General features: G+C 39.3%; 12 protein-coding genes and 4 pseudogenes. 5 read left to right on the forward strand and 11 right to left on the reverse strand.

What is annotated here, in order from left to right; genetic code table 11:
* Positions 1 to 234 precede the first annotated feature (234 nt).
* The 11 genes and pseudogenes from PROCOU_RS07775 to PROCOU_RS07835 all read right to left on the reverse strand — a co-directional run bounded on the left by PROCOU_RS07775 (position 235) and on the right by PROCOU_RS07835 (position 13,112).
* Positions 235 to 1,362 (reverse strand): right-handed parallel beta-helix repeat-containing protein, encoded by a 1,128-nt coding sequence (locus tag PROCOU_RS07775; protein ID WP_036071177.1) that lies wholly within the window; start codon positions 1,360 to 1,362, stop codon positions 235 to 237.
* Positions 1,363 to 1,970: 608 nt separating this feature from the next.
* Positions 1,971 to 2,348, reverse strand: coding sequence for a DUF1761 domain-containing protein (locus PROCOU_RS07780; protein ID WP_036071179.1), 378 nt, complete (start codon positions 2,346 to 2,348; stop codon positions 1,971 to 1,973).
* 77 nt (positions 2,349 to 2,425) lie between these two features.
* Positions 2,426 to 2,809 carry a cupin domain-containing protein gene (locus tag PROCOU_RS07785; RefSeq protein WP_243832135.1) on the reverse strand — a complete coding sequence of 128 codons (384 nt, stop codon included), beginning with the start codon at positions 2,807 to 2,809 and terminating at the stop codon, positions 2,426 to 2,428.
* Between the two features lie 195 nt (positions 2,810 to 3,004).
* Positions 3,005 to 4,283 (reverse strand): annotated as a pseudogene (locus PROCOU_RS07790) (Y-family DNA polymerase).
* Positions 4,271 to 4,609 carry a hypothetical protein gene (locus PROCOU_RS07795; protein ID WP_036071183.1) on the reverse strand — a complete coding sequence of 113 codons (339 nt, stop codon included), beginning with the start codon at positions 4,607 to 4,609 and terminating at the stop codon, positions 4,271 to 4,273. The pseudogene PROCOU_RS07790 and the gene PROCOU_RS07795 overlap by 13 nt, the downstream one beginning before the upstream one ends.
* A 212-nt stretch (positions 4,610 to 4,821) precedes the next feature.
* Positions 4,822 to 6,967 (reverse strand): annotated as a pseudogene (locus PROCOU_RS07800) (DNA topoisomerase III).
* A gap of 271 nt (positions 6,968 to 7,238) precedes the next feature.
* A pseudogene (locus tag PROCOU_RS19295) lies at positions 7,239 to 8,268 on the reverse strand (WxLIP family cell surface protein).
* Between the two features lie 144 nt (positions 8,269 to 8,412).
* The gene (recQ, locus tag PROCOU_RS07810; protein WP_036071186.1) at positions 8,413 to 10,191 is read right to left on the reverse strand and encodes a DNA helicase RecQ; all 1,779 of its coding nucleotides are present in this window, start codon (positions 10,189 to 10,191) and stop codon (positions 8,413 to 8,415) included.
* 1,493 nt (positions 10,192 to 11,684) lie between these two features.
* Positions 11,685 to 11,891: a hypothetical protein gene (locus PROCOU_RS07820; RefSeq protein ID WP_036071191.1), complete on the reverse strand. Its 207-nt coding sequence runs from the start codon at positions 11,889 to 11,891 to the stop codon at positions 11,685 to 11,687.
* Positions 11,875 to 12,168 (reverse strand): hypothetical protein, encoded by a 294-nt coding sequence (locus tag PROCOU_RS07825; RefSeq protein ID WP_036071193.1) that lies wholly within the window; start codon positions 12,166 to 12,168, stop codon positions 11,875 to 11,877. Before PROCOU_RS07825 ends, PROCOU_RS07820 begins: the two co-directional genes overlap by 17 nt.
* A 668-nt stretch (positions 12,169 to 12,836) precedes the next feature.
* On the reverse strand, positions 12,837 to 13,112 hold the full coding sequence (locus PROCOU_RS07835) for a hypothetical protein (protein WP_036071199.1): 276 nt from the start codon (positions 13,110 to 13,112) through the stop codon (positions 12,837 to 12,839).
* Positions 13,113 to 13,760: 648 nt separating this feature from the next.
* Between PROCOU_RS07835 and PROCOU_RS07840 the strand changes: the two genes are divergently transcribed.
* The 5 genes and pseudogenes from PROCOU_RS07840 (at position 13,761) to PROCOU_RS07850 (ending at position 20,654) form a co-directional block, all read left to right on the forward strand.
* Positions 13,761 to 15,086: an immunoglobulin-like domain-containing protein gene (locus tag PROCOU_RS07840; RefSeq protein WP_149023634.1), complete on the forward strand. Its 1,326-nt coding sequence runs from the start codon at positions 13,761 to 13,763 to the stop codon at positions 15,084 to 15,086.
* A gap of 182 nt (positions 15,087 to 15,268) precedes the next feature.
* Positions 15,269 to 15,405, forward strand: a pseudogene (locus PROCOU_RS19300) (IS256 family transposase); the annotation flags it as partial.
* 832 nt (positions 15,406 to 16,237) lie between these two features.
* A complete protein-coding gene (locus PROCOU_RS07845) occupies positions 16,238 to 19,159 on the forward strand; it encodes an MSCRAMM family protein (protein WP_036071204.1) in 2,922 nt (973 codons plus the stop codon).
* Between the two features lie 16 nt (positions 19,160 to 19,175).
* On the forward strand, positions 19,176 to 19,286 hold the full coding sequence (locus tag PROCOU_RS19305) for an LPXTG cell wall anchor domain-containing protein (RefSeq protein WP_425268386.1): 111 nt from the start codon (positions 19,176 to 19,178) through the stop codon (positions 19,284 to 19,286).
* A gap of 147 nt (positions 19,287 to 19,433) precedes the next feature.
* Positions 19,434 to 20,654: a chloride channel protein gene (locus PROCOU_RS07850; protein WP_036071206.1), complete on the forward strand. Its 1,221-nt coding sequence runs from the start codon at positions 19,434 to 19,436 to the stop codon at positions 20,652 to 20,654.
* Positions 20,655 to 20,663 lie beyond the last annotated feature (9 nt).

Here is a 20,663-nt window from a genome sequence, read left to right on the forward strand (position 1 = left end):
ATACCGAATCGGGTACGGCACACGGGTATCTACCGTAACGGAGACGCGTGGGTACACCACTTGATTGACAGAAAGCCCAATTGTGTGGATAGCGCTCGTTCGCTTCCCAGTGACCCATTTTTGTTTTTGGTAACCTCTACTACCATCCAACGTCAAGGCATCGGTGTGTAGCACATTTTGACTTAAGGTGAGCTTCGTATAGAGGTTATTCTGTTTGGAAGCAATCCACCAAGCTTATCGGGCAAAGGTATCTCCATGAAGCTGATTGTGTTGTACCGCCCCTGCGGTGATGGGTTGTTTATTTCCAAAATAGAGCACCGCACTGCCTAGGCCAGTCGAATAGGGTACCTCTATCCGATTATATTCAAATAAGAAGGTATCCACTTCTTCCAACAGGAACAGGTGGTAGCTGCGCTGGATATGCCAGTAGTGATTATAGCGGATTTGCAAAGTACGGACGCGGTAAGTCCACCCCACTGGTTGCCCTTGTGCATCGCGCTTATCTTGTCCGCGGGAATAGAAAAGCACTCCTTCATACCCCGAGTTTTCCGTATTTCCTACGGTATTGTACTGAAACGTAATGGCTTCCGTTGTGGCCCCATCGTGATCACCATTGACCGCCAGCACGCGGTTTTTGGTGTCAATGAACGTATTGTATTCCAGCAAGAATTGCCCACCATCCAAGACAATGGCTTCATCTTCTTGTTTAACAAACCAATTCTGGCGAATCGTTGCCCCGCCCAAACGAATCAAGTATAAGCCATTATCTTGGACGTCGTAAAAGCGGTTGCCTTCGAGGTAAAACTGGTCTGGTGTTGCCCCAAAAACATCTCCTAATGCCACTATACCTTGATTGACCGAAGAAAAGAGATTATCAGTGATGCGGTAGATGGTCGAACCCACAGGCGTGCCTTGAATGGTAATACATCGATTGAGTACATCCGCATCAGTTCCTATTCCATCATTAGGGCCAAATTCATTCCCCTCTAGCGTCACCATTGGACAATCTTGGAACAACACATTACTATCAGTAGCCCCATGCGTAATGAACCTATCTGGGTTATAACCATAAAAACGGCAATGACGAATGGTTACCTCCGCACAGCGAATAAACTGAAGTCCAAAATTAGCCCGTTCCTTGAGATTAAAGGACAGTCCTTCTAAGACAATGGGGGTCGTCTGATCTTGAAAAACACCCATGGCAACAAGTTTTAAATCTTGTTGTTCGTCTATCTCGAATTGCGTGCCGGGTACTGCCGATAGGATTTCTTCTGGTGTTAGCGTTTTCAAAACAGGGATACGTGGGCCAGTAAACGAGTGCTGAGGAACAAAGTCTTGCAGTGTGTACGTTAAAGCTGTCATTTTTTTGCCTCCTTCCGTGAGTATAAACAAGCATTATCCTTAATGTTCAATATAACACATTGTTTGAATATTTGATACCGTTAAAAATATCCATTAATTATCCTGTTTTTTCTCCTTTTTCTTTCTTCATCGCTTATGTTAGATTCAGTTTGTACTTTGAACTTATTACAAATAGGCATGTCAGCTTTATCTGACACTAGACACCATTCAAAACCTCGCGAAATGAAATAGCAGATATCGTATCTGGTAATCATAAAAATGTGGGAAAATTATAATATTAAGATACCAAATGGAACATTTATTTCTTATTTTTAAAATTAGTTTCGCATAAAACTTCAAACAAAATAAAATCGCCTCACTCCTTATTTTGAGTAAGACGAAAATTATGCTCTACACAAAGCATGCGAAAGCGTTTCAGAAGGTTTTATAATTGTGAGCTCTAACTCTTTTCATTCGTAGTGCCACTGATGGTTTACATGCTCGCTTTGCTCTCATGCATATTGGGGCTCTAACTCTCTTCATTCGTAGTGCCACTGATGGTTTACATGCTCGCTTTGCTCTCATGCATATTGGGGCTCTAACTCTCTTCATTCGTAGTGCCCCAACATTTACGTAAAAAGCGCTACACTAGTGGTCATAATCATGATTGTAATTAATTTATAGCTTTCGTTAATCAAAATCAACCTAAATGGCTTCATTTCGAACATGTAATTCTTAATTGCTGATAGAATTGCGATGCCAGCAACTAATAAACCTCCCAAATAAATATTCAGGTCTAAATGGATTAAAACAAAGCTCACAACTATAGCTACAGCCATCTCAACAACAAGTGTCACAACCATTGGTGTTATTGGTGAGGATTTTTGAACTGTTTCTTCGTTAATTCCAACAGCCTCCATCCATACCTTTCCAAAAAGCACAGAATACCATAGCGCTCCAACCGCAAATGCGACTAGTCCAGCTAATAATGCAATAATGATGTTCATGTATATCCCCCTTTTCCATGTAAAAACTATATTAGCATGTTTTTGGCGATTTTAACATCATTAATCGATTGGTAACGCTATTCATGTTCATGCAAAATCAAATCTAGTGGTACTGGTCCAGCAATTCCGATGAATACAAAATCTTTTGTTCCCGTGTTCTTCATGCCATGCTTTTCGCCAGGCCTTGCTACGCACACCATTCCTTTTGAAATTTCAACAGATTCGCCACACTCTGGATAGTAAGTGCCTGAATCTCCATCAATACAAATCCAAATATCATCTGCCCGTTCGTGGGAATGGAAATATAATTCTTGCCCCGGTTTCAAACACCACACAGCACCAACTGTTTGTCCTGTTTCGTAAAAAATATTTTTCTTAGCTTGGTTATTATCGAAAGACTTGATTTCATTTACATCAAAAATACGATTTTGGTAATCTTGTACTTTCTTCGCAAACATCATGTGGAGCATCTCCTCTCGAATTTGTGATAATATTCACAATTATTATTTTACACTTGAGGAGTGGATAAATCTTTGTTGCTTTAAGCTAATTTTACGCTGCTTTTTTATCTAAATGGAATAAAAAAGTTTATACGTTTGCTCACAAGCTTGTTTTCAATGACTAGATTGCCTCTGCCTTTCGTTTATAATGGCTGACTATCCTTTGTGTCCGCCAACCATTGAAGCGCGCCTCAGCCCCGTTGCACCGACTGCTAGGCTACTTGCGTGCATCAAAGACTGAAAACCGTAACGATCGCGAATCTTGTCTATCGTTCGCTCTAGCTGCTCTTGATTTACCGTTTGAACAGCATTCTCAAATAAGTTCAGTTGAGTACCATCTTTGTAGCGAATTTTACCCAATTGGATGGATAGACTACGAATGGGCTCATTTGCTACATGTTTACGAAATAGGTATAGTATATACGTACTTATCTTCTTACTGCTATCAGTTGGATGAATTTTCAATTGGTTTCCAAAACCTTTTAGTAGACTATGACGACTGTAGCCTATGGAAACATGAATAACGGATGTTTCTGCATGCTCACGTCGTAAACGCATCGCGATATCCTCTACCATTTCACGGATAACTATTTCGACTTCCCTATGATTATCGTAATCGCGCTCTAGTATTTGGCTCTTCCCGTAGCTCTTTGACAATGGAACGTATTTCTCTGCTAAGTCCGTATAATCAATACCATTCGCATGATAAAAAAGCTCCTCGCCGACGATTCCCATTGCGTGTCGTAAAAAATTGGGCTCTGCATGTGCTAAATCATATATTGTATAAATGCCTATGCGATTCAGCTGTACTTCCGTTCTTCGTCCAACTCCCCACATTTCTGTCATCGGCTTTACTTTCCATAGTTTATTCGGAACATCTTTGTAACGCCATTCTGCAATACCGCTCGACTGATGCTTTGCTTCGACATCTAGCGCTACTTTCGCGAGTAGCGGGTTTTCTCCAATTCCAATCGTGACATATAATCGCAACTCATCTAAAATATCTTGCTGTATTCGTTTCGCGATAGTCATTGTGTCACCAAATAAGCTATGCGAGTGGGATACATCCAAAATAGCCTCATCGATAGAATAAATGAGTAAGTGTTCTGGTCCTACATACCGCTTGAATATCGAAATAATCATTTCATTGACTTGCAAATAAAGCTTCATTCTTGGTTCTGCGACAATAATCCGGGTATCTTCTGGGATTTCATAGCGCCTCGATCCTGTTTTGATATTAAATGTATCTTTCATTTTCTGAGTTGCTGCAAGAACTAGACCGCCTTGGCTCTCTTGATTACTCATAACAACTAAATAGGCTTCTAATGGGTTTAGCCGCCTTTTCACACATTCAACTGATGCGAAAAAAACTTTTCACATCGATGCATAGAATGTCGCGTTTTGGGGCATTTTCATAATCAATTAACTGTACCATTTCTCAATCCGCCTTTCTTCTACGTGGCGAATATTGGTCAGTTCTATCGCCTGAATTCCGCTACTCGTTCGAATATAAATACTGTCTCCCTCGATGCCAATTAATTGTCCAACGATATCTGGTTGTGCGTCAATTCCCACTGCTTGGTACTCCTGAATAGCAAGCATGACATGATGCGAAGTTGCGTGAGTTAAGATAGATTGAATAGCCGCCTCGTCCATTGCCACTTTCCACTGCGGAATTCGATTAGATTGCTCCATATGCGCGGTGTGTTCACTCAATATGAAACCGCCCCATTTCTTTAGTCCTCGATCTTTGTAGGCCATGATAAATCGCCTCCTGTTTATTGACTGGATGAAAACTCGCTACTATTTTCTCCATCATTATATATAACAGTATACAAACATACGTTCTTGTTTACAAGTCACTAAAGAACTATTTCAAGTTAAGAACGAATAGGCTAGCAAATTTCCAATTTAAAGCATTGCACAAAAAAACACACCTAGTCTAAATGAATAGCTAGGATGTGCTTTGCGTCTTATTTTAGTTTTAATTTTGCCAATGCTTCTGCCATCGGGTTATTGAAAGGTTCTTCTTCTTTTTTGTTCTGTTTCTTCATATATTTTGCAACTTCGCTTTTTGAGACGTTTTTTATTTTTCTCATTGCCACGACGAGCATTGAATGCGGATAGTTTTTCACGATGTCCGCAAGCACATGTAAAGATTTGCTTATCACCTTCTCCGCGTAATTCCATACGTTTATGGCATTTGGGACAGCGGGCATTCGTTGTTCTGGCAACTGATTCACGATGGCCACATTCACGATCTTGACATACGAGCATCGTACCCTTTTTGCCCTTGACTTTGAGCATGAGTTTGCCGCAATCTGGGCATTTTGTGGATGTAATATTATCGTGTTTGAACTTCTTGTCATTTTGCTTGATTTCTGTCACAGCTTTTTTGGCGTAATCGCGCATTTCGTTCGTAAACGTGGTTTTGTCTAATTGGCCTTTTGCGATTTTGGATAGCTTTTGCTCCCAAATTGCCGTCAGCTCTGGTGATTTTAGGTCAGCTGGAACGAGCTCTAGCAATTGGCGACCTTTCGACGTAATCATGATATCTTTACCTTGCTTCTCTAGAGAAAAGCTGTTGAAAAGTTTCTCGATAATATCAGCACGTGTTGCAACCGTGCCAAGTCCACCAGTTTCGCCAAGTGTTTTCGCTAAATCTTTTTTACCACTGGACAGGCTTGGATTTTCCATCGCAGAAAGTAGCGTTGCCTCGTTGTATCTAGCTGGCGGCTTTGTTTTACCAGTTGTTAGCTGAATATCACGAACTTTTAATTGCTCGCCTTTTTTCAACTTGGTTACTGTATCCTTATCGTTATCCTCATTATAAACGGCTTTCCAACCGAGTGATTTGACGACTTTCCCCTTAAGGCCAAACGTTTCGTTCCCAATTTTGGCTTGTACAGCGGTTTCTTCATACACAAATGGTGCAGAAAGTACGGCCAAAAAGCGCTTCACTACGAGGTCATAAATTTTGCGTTCGCGATCGTTGAGGTCCGATAAGCTCGGTGTTTCTTCCGTTGGGATAATCGCGTGGTGATCACTTACTTTGCTGTTATCAACAAATGACTTATTTGCTTTGATTGGTTTCGATGCCACAGCACGCGCGGGTTTTGCGTAAGGTCCTATGCCACACGCTTCAACGCGTTCTTTCAACGTTGGCACGATATCATCAGAAATAAAGCGCGAATCAGTACGCGGATACGTCAGAATTTTATGGCGCTCATACAGTGTCTGCATGATATTTAGTGTTTCTTTAGCGGAAAAATCAAAACGTTTATTGGCGTCACGTTGCAATTCTGTCAAATCGTAAAGACCCGGTGCATGCGTTTTCTTCTCTTTCACCGCTACATCTGTAATCACAGCCTCTTTGCCATTCAGACTCCGCGCAATTTTCTCAGCTTCAGCCTCATCGAAAGTCTGGCCTCTACTCCAAGAAAAACTGCCTTGCTCGGTTACAGCCGTCAATTGATAAAATTCTTTCGGTTTAAACTGGCGAATCTCTTCTTCACGCCCCGCAATCATTGCAAGCGTTGGCGTCTGTACGCGTCCACAAGAAAGTTGCGCGTTATATTTTGTCGTTAAGGCACGCGTGGCATTGATTCCAACTACCCAATCTGCTTCTGAACGGGCTTCGGCTGAGCGGTATAAATTTTCGTAGGCTTTTCCTGGTTGAAGGTGGTTGAAGCCTTCACGAATCGCTTTATCCGTTACAGACGAAATCCAGAGACGCTTAATTGGCTTCTTCACTTTGGCATACTCTATAATCCAGCGCGCCACGAGCTCACCTTCGCGCCCGGCATCGGTTGCAATAACGATAGAATCCACGTCTTTACGCATCATCAAACTTTTCACAGTTTCGTATTGCTTTCGTGTTTGTTTGATTGGTACGAGTTTCATTTTTTGCGGAAGCATCGGCAAATCTTCCATATTCCACGATTTATATTTGGCATCATAATTTTCCGGATCAGCGAGCGTGATTAAGTGCCCCAGCGCCCAAGTTACGATATATTTCGAGCCTTCAAGATAGCCATTCTTGCCCTGCTTACAGCCAAGAACACGCGCAATATCTTTCCCAACAGAAGGCTTCTCTGCTAAAACTACTATTTTTGTCATTTTAAAATTCCTTTCTGGATTATGAGATATGTTTATTCTAACATAGAAAAGCGATGCTGGCTCGTTAGGTCTGATTGAACTTGGAGCAGGCGCAGCTAAAACCATCCCTTGGTTTTTGCGGAGCCTGTGAAAGTTCCGAAGACCTAGCCTGCTGAGCTAGACAACATAGAAAAGCGATGCTGGCTTGTCAGGTCTGATTGAACTTGGAACAGGCGCAGCTAAAACCCGAATAAGAGCCACCTTACAGCTCCCATCCGGGTTCTCTACTTATTTATTCCTTTTTATCTTCATCTTTGTCCTTTTTCGAGCGTTTTCCTAGCCAGAATGCTAGAAGTACAAGCAGAATAAGAGCTAAAGCGCCTCCTGCAATGTACCACCATGTATAGTCTTTTTCAAGATCTATCGCTTTATCGTTTAATTTCTTCGCATCGTCGCCTTTAATGGTGAATTCTTCATCCCATTTCCATGTGTTATCTCCAGACGTTGCTACCATTTTTAAGCGATATTTTCCCGCTTTGAGCGGCTGATTTTCCCAATCAATTGCATAATTAAAATTGGAATTTGGCGCCATTCTCAAATTATCGCGTTTTGCTTGATGTAAAACCTGATTGTCGCCTGATTTATAAATTTTAGCATCAATCATTAGTGGTTTAATAATTGTCGCTTCTGGGTTTTGCAAGTTCACCGTCACCACATTGCGATAATTGATTTGTTGCGGTTTAATTTCTTGTAATTTCATGTCAGGCTCTACAACTGTATCATTTTCCGACAGTTGTACGCCAACTACATAGGCATACCGATTCTTGATTTGCACTCCTTGGTCATCTTCTTTTTTTCGCGTCAGGATCTTCTTTTTCAATGAACTGCAAGCCGCCTAAAATAATACCATCAAATGCAGTGTCAGGCATTGTCACTGCAACCTTGATTGTCTTACTGCTATTAGCTGGAAGTACAACTTCATCTTCCATCGTGGCAATCGATGAAAATGGTATTTTAAGCGATTTATCCAATTTCGGATTAGTTTGGCTGTAATCGACAATGCCATTATCGTTCGTCACTGCCGTATTTGCATTCGTTTCTACGGTTATTTCTTTATCCGTATCGTTCTTAAGTACAACTTCTAAATCTTGTTTTTGGCCTGGCTTCATGCGTAAATCAAAGTATGTCTTGGATTTATCGATTTGATTATCCGGAATAACTGTTGTTACCGAAAAATTTGCTGCCGCCTCAGGGCTCAATGGATGGAATAAAACACCTATTAACATAGTTGGTAATGCTAAAAGTAACATGACCTTCTTCAAAAAACCCAACTCCTTTCCATTCTCTCTTTTAGCAAAATCTAATTTTACATATCTCACCTACAAATACCCGTTGAGCCTGCTTTAAAAACTTCCAGCATAGAAAAACAGCATTGGGACATAAAAATACCCGTCCCAATACTGCTTTTATACCTGTTTCTGCAAAACTTCCAAAAACTCCGCGCCATATTTCTCGAGCTTATTCATACCGACACCTTTAATTTCCAAAAACGTCTCTTCGTCTTTTGGTAGGTATTCACACATTTGCCGTAACGTTTCGTCGGAAAAAATAATATATGGAGGAACTTTGTGCTTCGATGCAAGCTCCCGGCGCACTTCTCGTAACTCACCGAACAATCCTTCATCCACATCAATCGATACTTTCGTAACTTTGCGCGCTGTTTTCCGCGTGACTTTCTCTTTACCTAGCAAAACGCTAATCGCTTCATTTGTCAGTTTTAGCGATGGAAATTGGCTATCTGTGTAACTCAGATATTTCTCTGCCGCCAAATAATCAATCAGCTGCAAAACATCTTTCTGCGAGCGATCCTTCATCAAACCATGCGTCGATAACTCCTCCAGGTGCCACTGCTGGATTTTCTGATCCTTAGAGCCAGTCAACACTTTAGCAACCATGACTTTTCCGAAACGCTCTTGCATTCTCTTAATACATGAAAAGACTTGCTGTGCCTCAATCGTGATGTCCTGCGCTTCTCGTGTATCAAGGCAATTCCCGCAACGTCCGCAGTTCTCGCCTTCTTCGCCAAAATATTGCACAATATACTTCTGCAAACAAATCTCCGTGTAGCCATAACCCGCCATTTGGCGTAGTTTCGCGTATTCGTTCTGCTTGCGCTCTTCGTCCATTTCCGATTGGTCAATCAAAAAATGTTGAATATGCATGTCTTGTGGACCAAACAACAAAATACAATCACTGGCTACACCATCACGCCCAGCACGTCCCGCTTCTTGGTAGTAGGCCTCAATATTTCGTGGCAAATTGTAATGAATCACGTAGCGCACATTTGACTTGTTTATTCCCATACCAAATGCGTTCGTTGCTACCATTACACGCACATCATCATATAGAAACTTCTCCTGCCAACCGTTGCGTTCCTTATCCGACATGCCACCATGATATTTCCCCGTCGGAATACCCTTCTTGCTCAGCACCTCATACAGCCGCTCCACCTCTTTACGCGTCGCCGCATACACAATTCCTGACTGCTCCGCGTTTGTTTTCAGATAATCCAGTAAGTACTTATCACGGTCTTGCCCCTTCACCACTTGAAAAGCCAAGTTTTCACGTGCAAATCCAGTCTGAACAATACTATCCGCGCCAATATCCAGCAACTTCATAATGTCCTCAGAAACAGTCGGGGTCGCCGTCGCCGTCAGTGCAATAATAAGCGGGCGTGGGTGAATCCGGTCCAACGTATCACACAACGTCAAATAACTCGGACGAAAATCATGCCCCCAATGCGAAATACAATGTGCCTCATCAATCGCAAAAAGCGCAATATCTGTCGTGTCCACCAATCGCTGAAAACTCGATGTTTCCAAACGCTCCGGCGCAATATAAAGCAATTTTACCGCTCCATTTTCCGCATCCCAAAGCCGATTATCAATCTCCGTACCCGTCAATGAACTATTCACAAACGTTGCCGGAATTCCCAGTTCATTAAGCGCATCAACTTGATCTTTCATCAGTGAAATCAACGGTGACACCACAATCGTCAAACCATCCAAAACTAGCGCAGGAATCTGATAGCAGAGTGACTTACCGCCCCCAGTTGGCATAATCGCCAGTGTATCCTTACGTCCATATAAATTCCGCAACACGCCCTCTTGTCCATCACGAAACGACGAGTAGCCAAAGCTTTCCTGCAAAACTTGTTGTGACCTACTCCAATATTGTTCTATCATTTTGACCTAGCACCTACCTTTATTCCCGTTCAAAGCTTTTCTATCTATCCAGTATACCGTTTTTCATCAAACAAAAGAAGAGCTTTCGCGAAATACGTTTTTTCACAGATTTCAAACCCTTTAAAAACTAATTTTTCTTCAAATTGGTGAATTTAGCTTTAATAAACACCATTTTATCGTTCCCAGACTGTAGAAAAATTACTTCACGTGATTTCCCACAAAACAGAGAGCGTGCCAACAAATGCTATTTTGTGAACATCTATTTTAGGTTAAAATTAATTTGAGAGAGCAATACAATAAACTTTTTCTGGTTGTCGTGGTTGCTTTGGTTTTTAATAAAACGAATATGGCTATTAAAGAACTTATATATCAGAGGTATAGCTAAAAAATAGGAGTTATCGGGGAAATAAATTATTTTTACTTGTAAAAAGTATACTTTCCTTAAAAGGGACAATAATTATGAAATATAATCTAGATTATTATGATTTATTAACATCTTTTATTTCTATATAGACCATTATTACTTACTAGCACATGATCAACCTTTACCACGCACCCCCTCTTTTCAAAAATAATTACCGGATACCCTTGCTGGACACCGCTACTTTCGATTATACCGTATTCAAGACCGTCTTATTTGGGTATACCCTTATCAGACATCTCGGTTTGTGAAGACACAAAAAAACCACCGCGGAAAAGGGAGTAACCGCGACGGTCAAAAAGGGAGTTAACATTTTCACACTTCAGGGGAAAAGTATGAAAATGGATTTTGCTTGTTGTTAGCTTATACTTTCATGTTACATCTTAAAGAAAAAAAAATAGCTGTGAGCCTGATTAGAATTTCATGAAAAATAAATACTTTATTCCCTTGTCCAATTATCACAATTAACTGGGCTTCTATTCTAGATTAAGAAATAGACAAGCACACCGTTTATCCCAAAGAGAAAACACGCCTTTTTCAGACGTGTCTCGATATTTTAAATTCTAGATTCTGGTTATTCAAAATTTATACTTTAATAGTTATCTCATTCTTCTTTTGGACAGATGAATATTTACTTTCTTGCCCTTGTTTTTTTATAAATTAATTCTCTCCTTCTGGGAGCTGATCGATGATAAAGAATATTATAGTATGTGCTAAACCTATCATTAAATAGATAGATGCGTTTAATGAAATACTAGTTGTAAAAAGTATGTCTAATAAATACACTCCTAAAAACGAAGTCACAAAACTAGCACATAAGTTAAATATCAATGGCATTTTGTCCTCTTTATTTTTGGACAACGTTACTTTCACGACTGTTTCTAGAACGTTATTCAATAAATAACCTGCAATATAGGTTAAGATTAAAAATAAAAAAAAGATATCCTACATTATCATAGTTACCATTTAACAAATAAATAATCAAATAATCAATTCCAAAAAAAGGAATTAACAACAGAACTAAAATCAAAATAAAAAAATAAAAATTGAAAGCATAAGTTAGCTCCAATCATTATAAAATAAATGTTACTAAAAAATCTGCAATTAAATCTGCATATTTATCTGGAATACCTACTTTTGTTAAAGCCTTAGCAATACCGTACCAAGTATATGTATCAATTGTATCAATAGCTTTGATAATTTTCCCACCATATTTTTTTACAACATCTCTCACTTTTTTTGATGGAATGACATTTACATGTTTAATAGCAAACTTCATTGCTTTTTTTTATAGCTGCGCCCTTCCACCTTGGAGTTGTTTCCTGAGCTACAGCAGCTTTTATTTCTGCTATATAATTATTCCATTGCTGTTGCGTTACGCCATCCTCTTTTAAAGCTTCACTTAGAGCACTACTAAATTCTACCAATTTTTTATTTTCATATATTACCTTTTCTAAGTTTCTTTCAGCAGCATAGGAACTTATGCTTGGCGTTATTACTGATAATCCCATAGCTAGAGCAAGTGAAGTACAGCAAAACTTAATTGACTTTTTCATTTTAAACCCCTCCTTTTTTAATCTAGTATTTACATTTTTATCATATCATAAAATAGAATACAAAATCCATAAAAATATAAATGATACTTTTTATATAAAAAGTAGGGGTAAAACATGCATCTCAAAGAAAATCGGATATTACGTAATATTCTGACTTTTACCCCATCCTCTTTGTTCTTTAAATAACTACTTTATTGACCGTTTCCGACAGCGCTCTACTACAATTAATATACAATAGTATAAATGGTCGAAATATTTTCTGGTGCCCATAAAATCATAAAAAATATACTCCCACTTGTAACAAGTAAAATATTCATTTTAATCTTATTTGATATCATCAACACCCCAAAGTCTATCACCAAAATAGCTAGGCAGTCATTTATTTTTTCCATTACATCACTATTTTTCTTTATCTTTAAATCTAAACATCGCTATGACAGAAAGTAATATAAAAATAACGAAAGGTATACCTACTGACGTAAACCACGTGTTATTAAAAATAAATTTTAAAACCAAACACAATACCATCGATGTAATGAAGACTCCTTGCATATAGGATACCAACTCTTTTCTCCTAGTCATCAGCTATCCTCCCTTATATTAGTAGTATAATAGTTTTAGAAACGAGCCATGCCACCGTTTTGCTCCTAGTTGATTGGTATACTTTCTTATAGATAACCTCTTCTAATTTCCCTGTATAGTGCTCGATAAACATTAGTAAAGAACCAAGCCCCACTGAAATCCACGTGACCTTTTACCCTAGCTGGTAGCTTTTTATAAACCGCTTTTATAGCCTTTACAGCCCATGTAAGTTTTCCTCTTTCCATGGATTCACTATCTATAAGCACACCGTCCTTATATGCAACACCATCTATTAGAATGATATCATCTGTTGTGTCTTGCTCAAGTATACCCTTATCAAACATCTCGGTTTGTGAAGACACAAAAAAACCACCGCGGAAAAGGGAGTAACCGCGACGGTCAAAAAGGGAGTTAACATTTTCAGGCTTCAGGGGAAAAGTATGAAAATGGATTTGCTTGTTGTTAGCTTATATATTCATATTACATCCTAAAGAAAAAAAGTAGCTGTGATTCTGATTAGAATTTCATGAAAAATAACTTTCCTTTTCCATACCATCACACAATGGCATTGTGTGATGGTATTTAATCTTTTAGAAATTATAGAAGATTTTTTAGTCCTATAGATAGATTAGGAAATCTGAATTCTCTAATCACACTAATCAAGGTCATCATTCTTAATTTCTAGATACGGCTGAAGATAATTCTATATCCCATTAAAGTGGATCAGTTCCGATTCGAGCATTTTTTCTATTAATTTAGTTTTCAATTTATAAATGTCAATTTTTCCCTTTCGTTATTTTTTAGTGTATTTTTTTCTAGATTTTTGTATGATAGTTAAAAAAAGAGATAGTATTCTTAATATTTAGTGACAACTGATTGTATTAGCTATTCTTCTTCATCCTCCTTGTGCTAAGATAAGTTAGTATCTTAGTTTTGAAAAATCTAATAAAGCAGGTGAAAGCACAAAATTTTTGAATTCAAATAAAAAAATGGAAGAGGTTATGAATAAAATGAAACATTCTTTGAAAAAAATAGTCAGCGTAATGAGTGTGGCGTCCATAATTGGAACAAGTATTGCACTGCCATTCAACGTTCCTTTTGCGACTTCCGTGCAAGCAGCATCTGTCAGTGAAAAAACAGCAACTGATGCAATCTTAGCACTTTTTGCAAATAATAATCCAAGCACGAATGTTCTTAAAACAACAACTAATCAACAAACAATCGATGCGGCGCAGCAGTTATTGGACGCAGTTACAGGTATGCTTGACACCGTAAGAGCAAACGCACAAGCGGCAATCACCCAAGCAAGAGCTTTATTGGATTTAAGAAATACACCACTAGATTACAGTTTATTTGCGAATGATGCAGATATTACATCGTCAGTCATAACTGGGATAGCGGGCACAGGGATTACACGTGTCAGTCTACTAGTGGATGGTGTCGTGAAAGCAACTGGAACGATAGTAAACGGAACTTACAGTATTCTTGTAGGTAATTCCATTACTCCAGGTTCGCAAGTAGAAGTGGTAGGATACAATGGTACAAATGAAGTCGCACGAAAAACAGTAAAAGTTAGTAATAATGCAGCACCACTTGCCCCAGGAGAGAATGAAGCGCTAGCTAAAACCATGGCAGCAAATGCTGTAATGGCTCTGTTCCAAAATAACAATCCTACTACCAATATACTAAACTCGGCGACTACTCAAAAAACAATTGATTATGCCCAAAGTTTAATTAATGTCGTTCAAACTGCATCTGTAAAAGCAAGTTTGCAACAAGAACTAGATAGAGCGCAGAGCTTGCTGAACGCCCTGCCTACTTTCAATATGTCTGTAGTAGCATTTAAACTTGGTACAGATAGCTATGTCACAGGGCAATTTTCTGGCAACGTGGCAAAAATTAGCCTTACTGTGAACGGCGCATCAGGCGTTAAAATTCCTGTTACCGCACCAACTATTAAATACTACGCGAAAACTGTCATTTTAAAAGACACTGATGACGTAACACTAATTGCTTATGACGCGGCCGGCAATGTGCTAGGTACGAAAAAAGTCACCGTTAAAAAACAAGAAGTGACGACAAATGGTGCTATCACTACGCTTGCACCATTTGTAATTGGTAAAGAAAACTATGTTACTGGTCAATTCTCTGGGGACGTAGCGAAAATTAGCCTTACTGTGAATGGTGTAGAGGGCGTTAAAATCCCTGCTAGTGCATCGACTATTAAATATTATGCGAAAACGGTTCTCCTTAACACGACAGATAATGCACACATCACTGCCTACGACATCAATGGTAACGTACTTGATACCAAAGTAGTTAGTTTGAGTAGATAATTGCTGTTAACCGCATACTAAAAATTTTCATCATAGAGGCATAGATAAGAGGTGGGCACCCCATCGCTTACTAACAACAGGGAGTATAAAATAAACTGTGTAAATAATGAATCCTAGGTTCATTATTTATGCAGTTTTTCTTTTTGGTACAATAAATAAAACCCCGAAAGGATGAGAATAAGATGCCAAAGAAAAAGCGTAATCCTAAACCGTTGCCCTTACAAAAACCATTGTAGAAGAATATCAACCAGAGTCCGCGAAAGAGATGAAAAGTGCCCTAAACGACGTCTTTGGACCGCTCTTTAAGCAATTACTACAAGAAGATACTCGGACTTCGACTCAATGGGAGTGAAAGTAAAAAACGATGGATGGTGTGCCCGGTTTAGAAGAAGGTGCGAAAGCAATCTCCCAGCTGTAGTTGTCCAGCATTGTATCGGACATCTTGTGCAGCATTCCCTCGCCATGTGTCATCCAAAGAATATAAAGTCTTCACGACAGAAGTCACAACATCATCTATGATGTCACACTTTTGAGCGATAACATAATCCAACTTTTTCATAGATTGTCATGATTTTATAAGCCTCTCTTGCTGTCTTCTCTCTGCTCATCTCCTGCATTCTATGCGCTCTCTATGACACTGTATACGCATCGTAAACAAAGAATATTTCACAAGGATATATATCACTCTCCACTTTTTTTCAAAATTTCACATTTTAGACATAATACCGTTCAATAAAACTTTAGAATAGACCTATTCTTCCAAACACCATGGAAAAATACCCCGCTTTAGTAAACCCTCTCACACAAACAGAATTAATCTTCGTTAATTTTTTTACAATAAAATTATCTATTTACAAAGTGTCACCACATCCTGTTTAAACAGCCTTTACACTGCTAACTCTCTATGCTAATATTTTACTTTGTAGATGAATAATAAAGAATTTTATAGTACTTTTTTCAAAAATGCATTACAAAAGGAGGCTGTAACTGAGCTAATCTCTATCAAAATTATGCCTATATACTTAGATAAAGACTGAATTGAATATTAGCATTATTTCTACATTTAAATAAATAAGATTTCTTATAAAGGAGAAGCATAATGAAAAACATAAAAAAAATACCTAATAACCTTGATGTGTCTTGTCTTATCCTTGCAATCATTTAGTTTAATTGCAACTGCTCAAACTACGTCTTCTACAGATAGTATCAAAACAACGATTACAGTTCCCTCTGGTTCCATCACCAATCGAGGGGAAGTCACGATTCAAATTGATCTTTCTGGTAGTGCTGGTGCTTTCACTCCAACAAACGGTGACCTTACCGTGACTGTACCGAAAGATATCGTGTACAATGTTACTGATTTCACATCGAAACTAGACTTACCGGTACCATTCAAGTTAAAAAGCGTTACCTCAGATGCTACCAATTATAAAATCTTAATCGCTGTTGATACTACTTTGATTGCCTCGAATGAAGCCTTTCATGGTATTTTTCAGATTAAATTTGGTGCGCCGATATTGACAATTGGCGATGCGCATAACGATACGCAGACTTTTTCTGTTGATTACGCAACTAAGCACGATGACATCACCGTCGATGTTGCAAAAAAGAACCCGATTGTAAAACCCATTTTTGATAAGTGGTATAAAGGCGATTTGGATGCTAATAACGTTGCTGTTTTAAATACAACGGCACCGGAGCAAAATAAATTCCAACTCGTTGTCAACTATAAGAGAATCGCTTTACATGATGTTGTCATTACAGATACACTGCCTGAGGGAACCTCTTTAATAGCAACCAATAAGAATTCTGTGATTCCTGGTAGCGGTCTAACCATGGATAACATTCGTATTTTAAAAGCGAGTGCCTTTGATGAGGATGGCGTTGTTACTGGCTATCAATACGTGACAGACGAATTCCAAGGCAAGGTTAGTTATGACACCGTGACGCGTACTTTTACAGTAAACCTAGGGGATATGACAGCCGATGATACGTACTTTATTGAATACGCTTTAAAAGTGGAGGATCCTAATCTTGGACAACAAGTGAATACTGCCAATTTCACTGCATCCAATGCCATTTCCATTCAAAAAACGCTCCCTGTGAAGCCCATTCAACACTTTGGTACGAGTTACCTGCTAAGCAAAAGTGTGGATAAGCAAGTCCTCAACTACGATGAAAATACATTAACCTACACGCTGAAACTGATGTCATTAGATGGCGCCAGTATTCCAGCAGGTACCATTGTCACAGATCCACTTGATCCAAGAATCCACATTACTTCTATCCTTGACTATGATAAGAGCAAATTTGATATGCAATACGATGCCGATTCTGTAACCATAAAAACACTCGTCGACATACCAAAAAACGAGACAAACAGTTGGGCTTTTGAAGCGAATGTTTCTACTCTAAAAGTTGGTGATTCTCTTCTAAACGCCGCGTATCTCGACGTATCGAATAACATTATCCAATCGAATACCGTAGCAACGAAAAAATACGACGGACGAATGCAGATTATGAAAAAAGATAATTTCGGAAAACCTGTAGCAGGTGCCGAGTATACCATCACAGATGCAAATGGTGCAGCGGTGTTTCAAGGAAAAACGGATAAGTATGGTATTCTTCTATCCACGGCATTACAAATTGGTACGTATACAATTGTAGAAACGGATGCACCTGCAGGATATGTTCTTGATAACACACCACAAACCGTGACGATTACCGATCAAGATACCGATCCGATTATACTACAGACAAAAAATAACATTAAAACCGGCTCCGTAAAACTTACGAAAGTCGATGCCGCAGATCACACGAACGTTTTAGCTAGCGCCGTCTTCAACTTACTGGACGAAAAAGGTACGATTCTGAAACAAGGCTTGACTACCGGTGCTGATGGCGTTTTAAAAGTGTCGAACTTGAACCCTGGAAAATACAGTTTGGTCGAAACAGCTGCACCTGCTGGCTATACACTGGACAGCACACCAATCCCTTTTGAAATAACTTTCGGCGATGACCAAACACCTGTTGCGCTAGTCAAAGAAAACACCATGAAAAATGGGTCAGTTCAGCTTACAAAAGTTGATTCGGATGACCATACAACCTTGCTTGTAGGAGCTACATTTAATCTACTAGATGAAAAAGGAACAACTTTAAAAAGAGATTTAACGACCGATGCTGCGGGAATTTTGACAGTTGCTAATTTAAAACCTGGAAAATACAGCTTTGTTGAGACCTCAGCGCCTTCTGGTTATACGCTGGACAGCACGCCTGTTTTGTTCACAATCCCTTTTGGTGATGACCAAACACCTGTTGCGCTAGTCAAAGAAAATACGAAGAAAAATGGCTCTGTTCAACTAACAAAAGTTGATTCGGATGACCATACGACCCTACTTGTAGGCGCCACTTTCAACCTACTAAACGAGCAAGGTGTCATTTTAAAAGATAGCTTAACTACTGATGAAAATGGCTTTTTAGAAGTTACCAATTTGAAACCTGGAAAATATAGTTTTGTCGAAACAGCTGCACCTGCTGGCTATACACTAGACAATACACCTATCACGTTCGAGATTCTTTTTGGTGATGATCAGACTCCTATTGCGCTCATCAAAGAAAACACCATGAAAAATGGCTCTGTAGAACTAACAAAAGTCAATGCCGCAGATCATACAACACTACTATCTGGTGCTATTTTTGATTTATTAGATGCGCAAGGCAACATTTTAAAAACAAATCTAACTACAGATGAGCATGGTTTTCTAGCAGTTACTGATTTAAAACCTGGCAAATACAGTTTTGTCGAGACATCCGCACCTGCTGGCTATACATTAGATAGCACACCGCTCTTGTTTGAAATTCCGTTTGGCGATGATCAGACGCCTTTACAAGTAATGATGGAGAACAGTGTGACTTTCCAACCAACGCCGCCAATTGTGCCTGATCCACCGTATGAAGAAAAAACGACACCAGTAAAACCAGTATCACCAGTCATTCCAACTAAAGAAGCCTCAGTCATCAAAGAACCTAGTAAAAAAAGCTCCAACTTTAGAAGAAGCTGGCGTACCAACTAAAAATATACAAGAAAAAATACCCAAAACTGGTGACAGCTCAGAACGCCATTTAATCTTAATCGGCTTACTTCTATTCATCTGTGCTACTTTACTATTTACGATACAAACGAGAACGAAGAGAAATTAGCCAATAAAAAAACGTACTAGATTTGATGCGCTTTAGAGTCCATCGAATACAGTACGTTTTTCAATTGTTATAGACATCAGGTTTTATATTTTTCCAGCATTGCGCTATAATGAGATAGATGAATCACGTGATTGGAGGTCGTTACAAATGAAACTTCGCCTACAATTTATTCTTTCCGCATACGGTGCAATCCTAGGTGCCTTTGTCGCAATATTATCGTTTTTATTCATTGTTACCATTAATCAACTCATCGGTGTGCTTTGGAATAATCCCCATGATGCATTCCCAAATCCATCTTACTGGCCACTCATTATCTGCCCCATTGGCGGGATTTTCGTTGGTCTTACACAAAAATACCTCGGCGCATATCCCTCCGAAATGAATGAGATTATGGGAGAATTTCAAAAAAATGGACGCATAGAATACCGAGGACGCATTTGGCGCAATATTGTAGCCGCGATAGTTATTCTAACATTTGGAGCTAGCTTGGGGCCTGAAGCCGCACTTGTTAGCATTTGTTCGGGTCTAGTAACCTGGGCTGGTGATAGGCTCCACTTTACCTATGAAGAACGTAAAGATTTCACAGAGTTAGGAATTGGAACAATGCTTTCTATTATTTTTGTAGCTCCGTTGTATGGTATTGCTGCAACCCAAGAAAAGCGCCCAAAAACCGAAGATAAGAAATTCCATACGCAAAAAATGATAATTTACGTTATATCTATCGCAGCAGGCCTTCTCTTGCTCCATTACCTTCTTGGGCTACGAGGCGACAGCGGTCTATTCGTATTACTTGGGCAATCCACCATCTCATGGCCAGAACTGCTACTATTCGTTCCGCTCGTCTTTGCCGGAAAATATTTCGGCTTGATATACGACCAATTCGGAAAATTCGTGGCGTGGCTAACTAAGAAGCTACCTCACAACCCAATCGTTCTAGCCGTTATCGGCGGAGTTACACTAGGTATCACAGCCTACTTCCTACCATACATGCTCTTTTCAGGCGAACACTACTTTCCAGACATAGCTGCCGCATCGAAAAGCATGTCATTTCTACTTTTACTAACAATTGGTCTAGCGAAGTTATTCATTACAAAAGTTTGCCTAGGCACTGGATGGCGTGGTGGTCACATCTTCCCAATTATTTTCGCAAGCATCATCACGGGATTTGCACTCACACACATCTTGCCTTTTGACAGTATTTTTATCGTAGCAGTTTTTGCAACGGCTTCATGCACTAATATTTTAAAACTGCCATTAGCAAGCGCCTTGTTAATTATGCTATTTTTCCCTTACATCTTATGGCCTGTCGTTTTTGCAGCAGCCTACTTATCGGCCTACAAGCCTAACAAAAAGAAGCTCGCAGTATAAAAAATATGC

This window comes from Listeria rocourtiae FSL F6-920 (assembly GCF_000525975.1).
GTDB lineage: Bacteria > Bacillota > Bacilli > Lactobacillales > Listeriaceae > Listeria_A > Listeria_A rocourtiae.

What these genes read in the sequence shown, in the direction of transcription:
- PROCOU_RS07775 (WP_036071177.1), bottom strand. Translation starts at nt 1,362, where the DNA reads ATGACAGCTTTAACGTACACACTGCAAGACTTTGTTCCTCAGCACTCG.
- PROCOU_RS07785 (WP_243832135.1), bottom strand. Translation starts at nt 2,809, where the DNA reads ATGATGTTTGCGAAGAAAGTACAAGATTACCAAAATCGTATTTTTGAT.
- PROCOU_RS07825 (WP_036071193.1), bottom strand. Translation starts at nt 12,168, where the DNA reads ATGAAAAAGTCAATTAAGTTTTGCTGTACTTCACTTGCTCTAGCTATG.
- PROCOU_RS07850 (WP_036071206.1), top strand. Translation starts at nt 19,434, where the DNA reads ATGAAACTTCGCCTACAATTTATTCTTTCCGCATACGGTGCAATCCTA.
- PROCOU_RS07840 (WP_149023634.1), top strand. Translation starts at nt 13,761, where the DNA reads ATGAAACATTCTTTGAAAAAAATAGTCAGCGTAATGAGTGTGGCGTCC.
- PROCOU_RS07820 (WP_036071191.1), bottom strand. Translation starts at nt 11,891, where the DNA reads ATGAAGTTTGCTATTAAACATGTAAATGTCATTCCATCAAAAAAAGTG.
- PROCOU_RS07780 (WP_036071179.1), bottom strand. Translation starts at nt 2,348, where the DNA reads ATGAACATCATTATTGCATTATTAGCTGGACTAGTCGCATTTGCGGTT.
- PROCOU_RS07795 (WP_036071183.1), bottom strand. Translation starts at nt 4,609, where the DNA reads ATGGCCTACAAAGATCGAGGACTAAAGAAATGGGGCGGTTTCATATTG.
- recQ (WP_036071186.1), bottom strand. Translation starts at nt 10,191, where the DNA reads ATGATAGAACAATATTGGAGTAGGTCACAACAAGTTTTGCAGGAAAGC.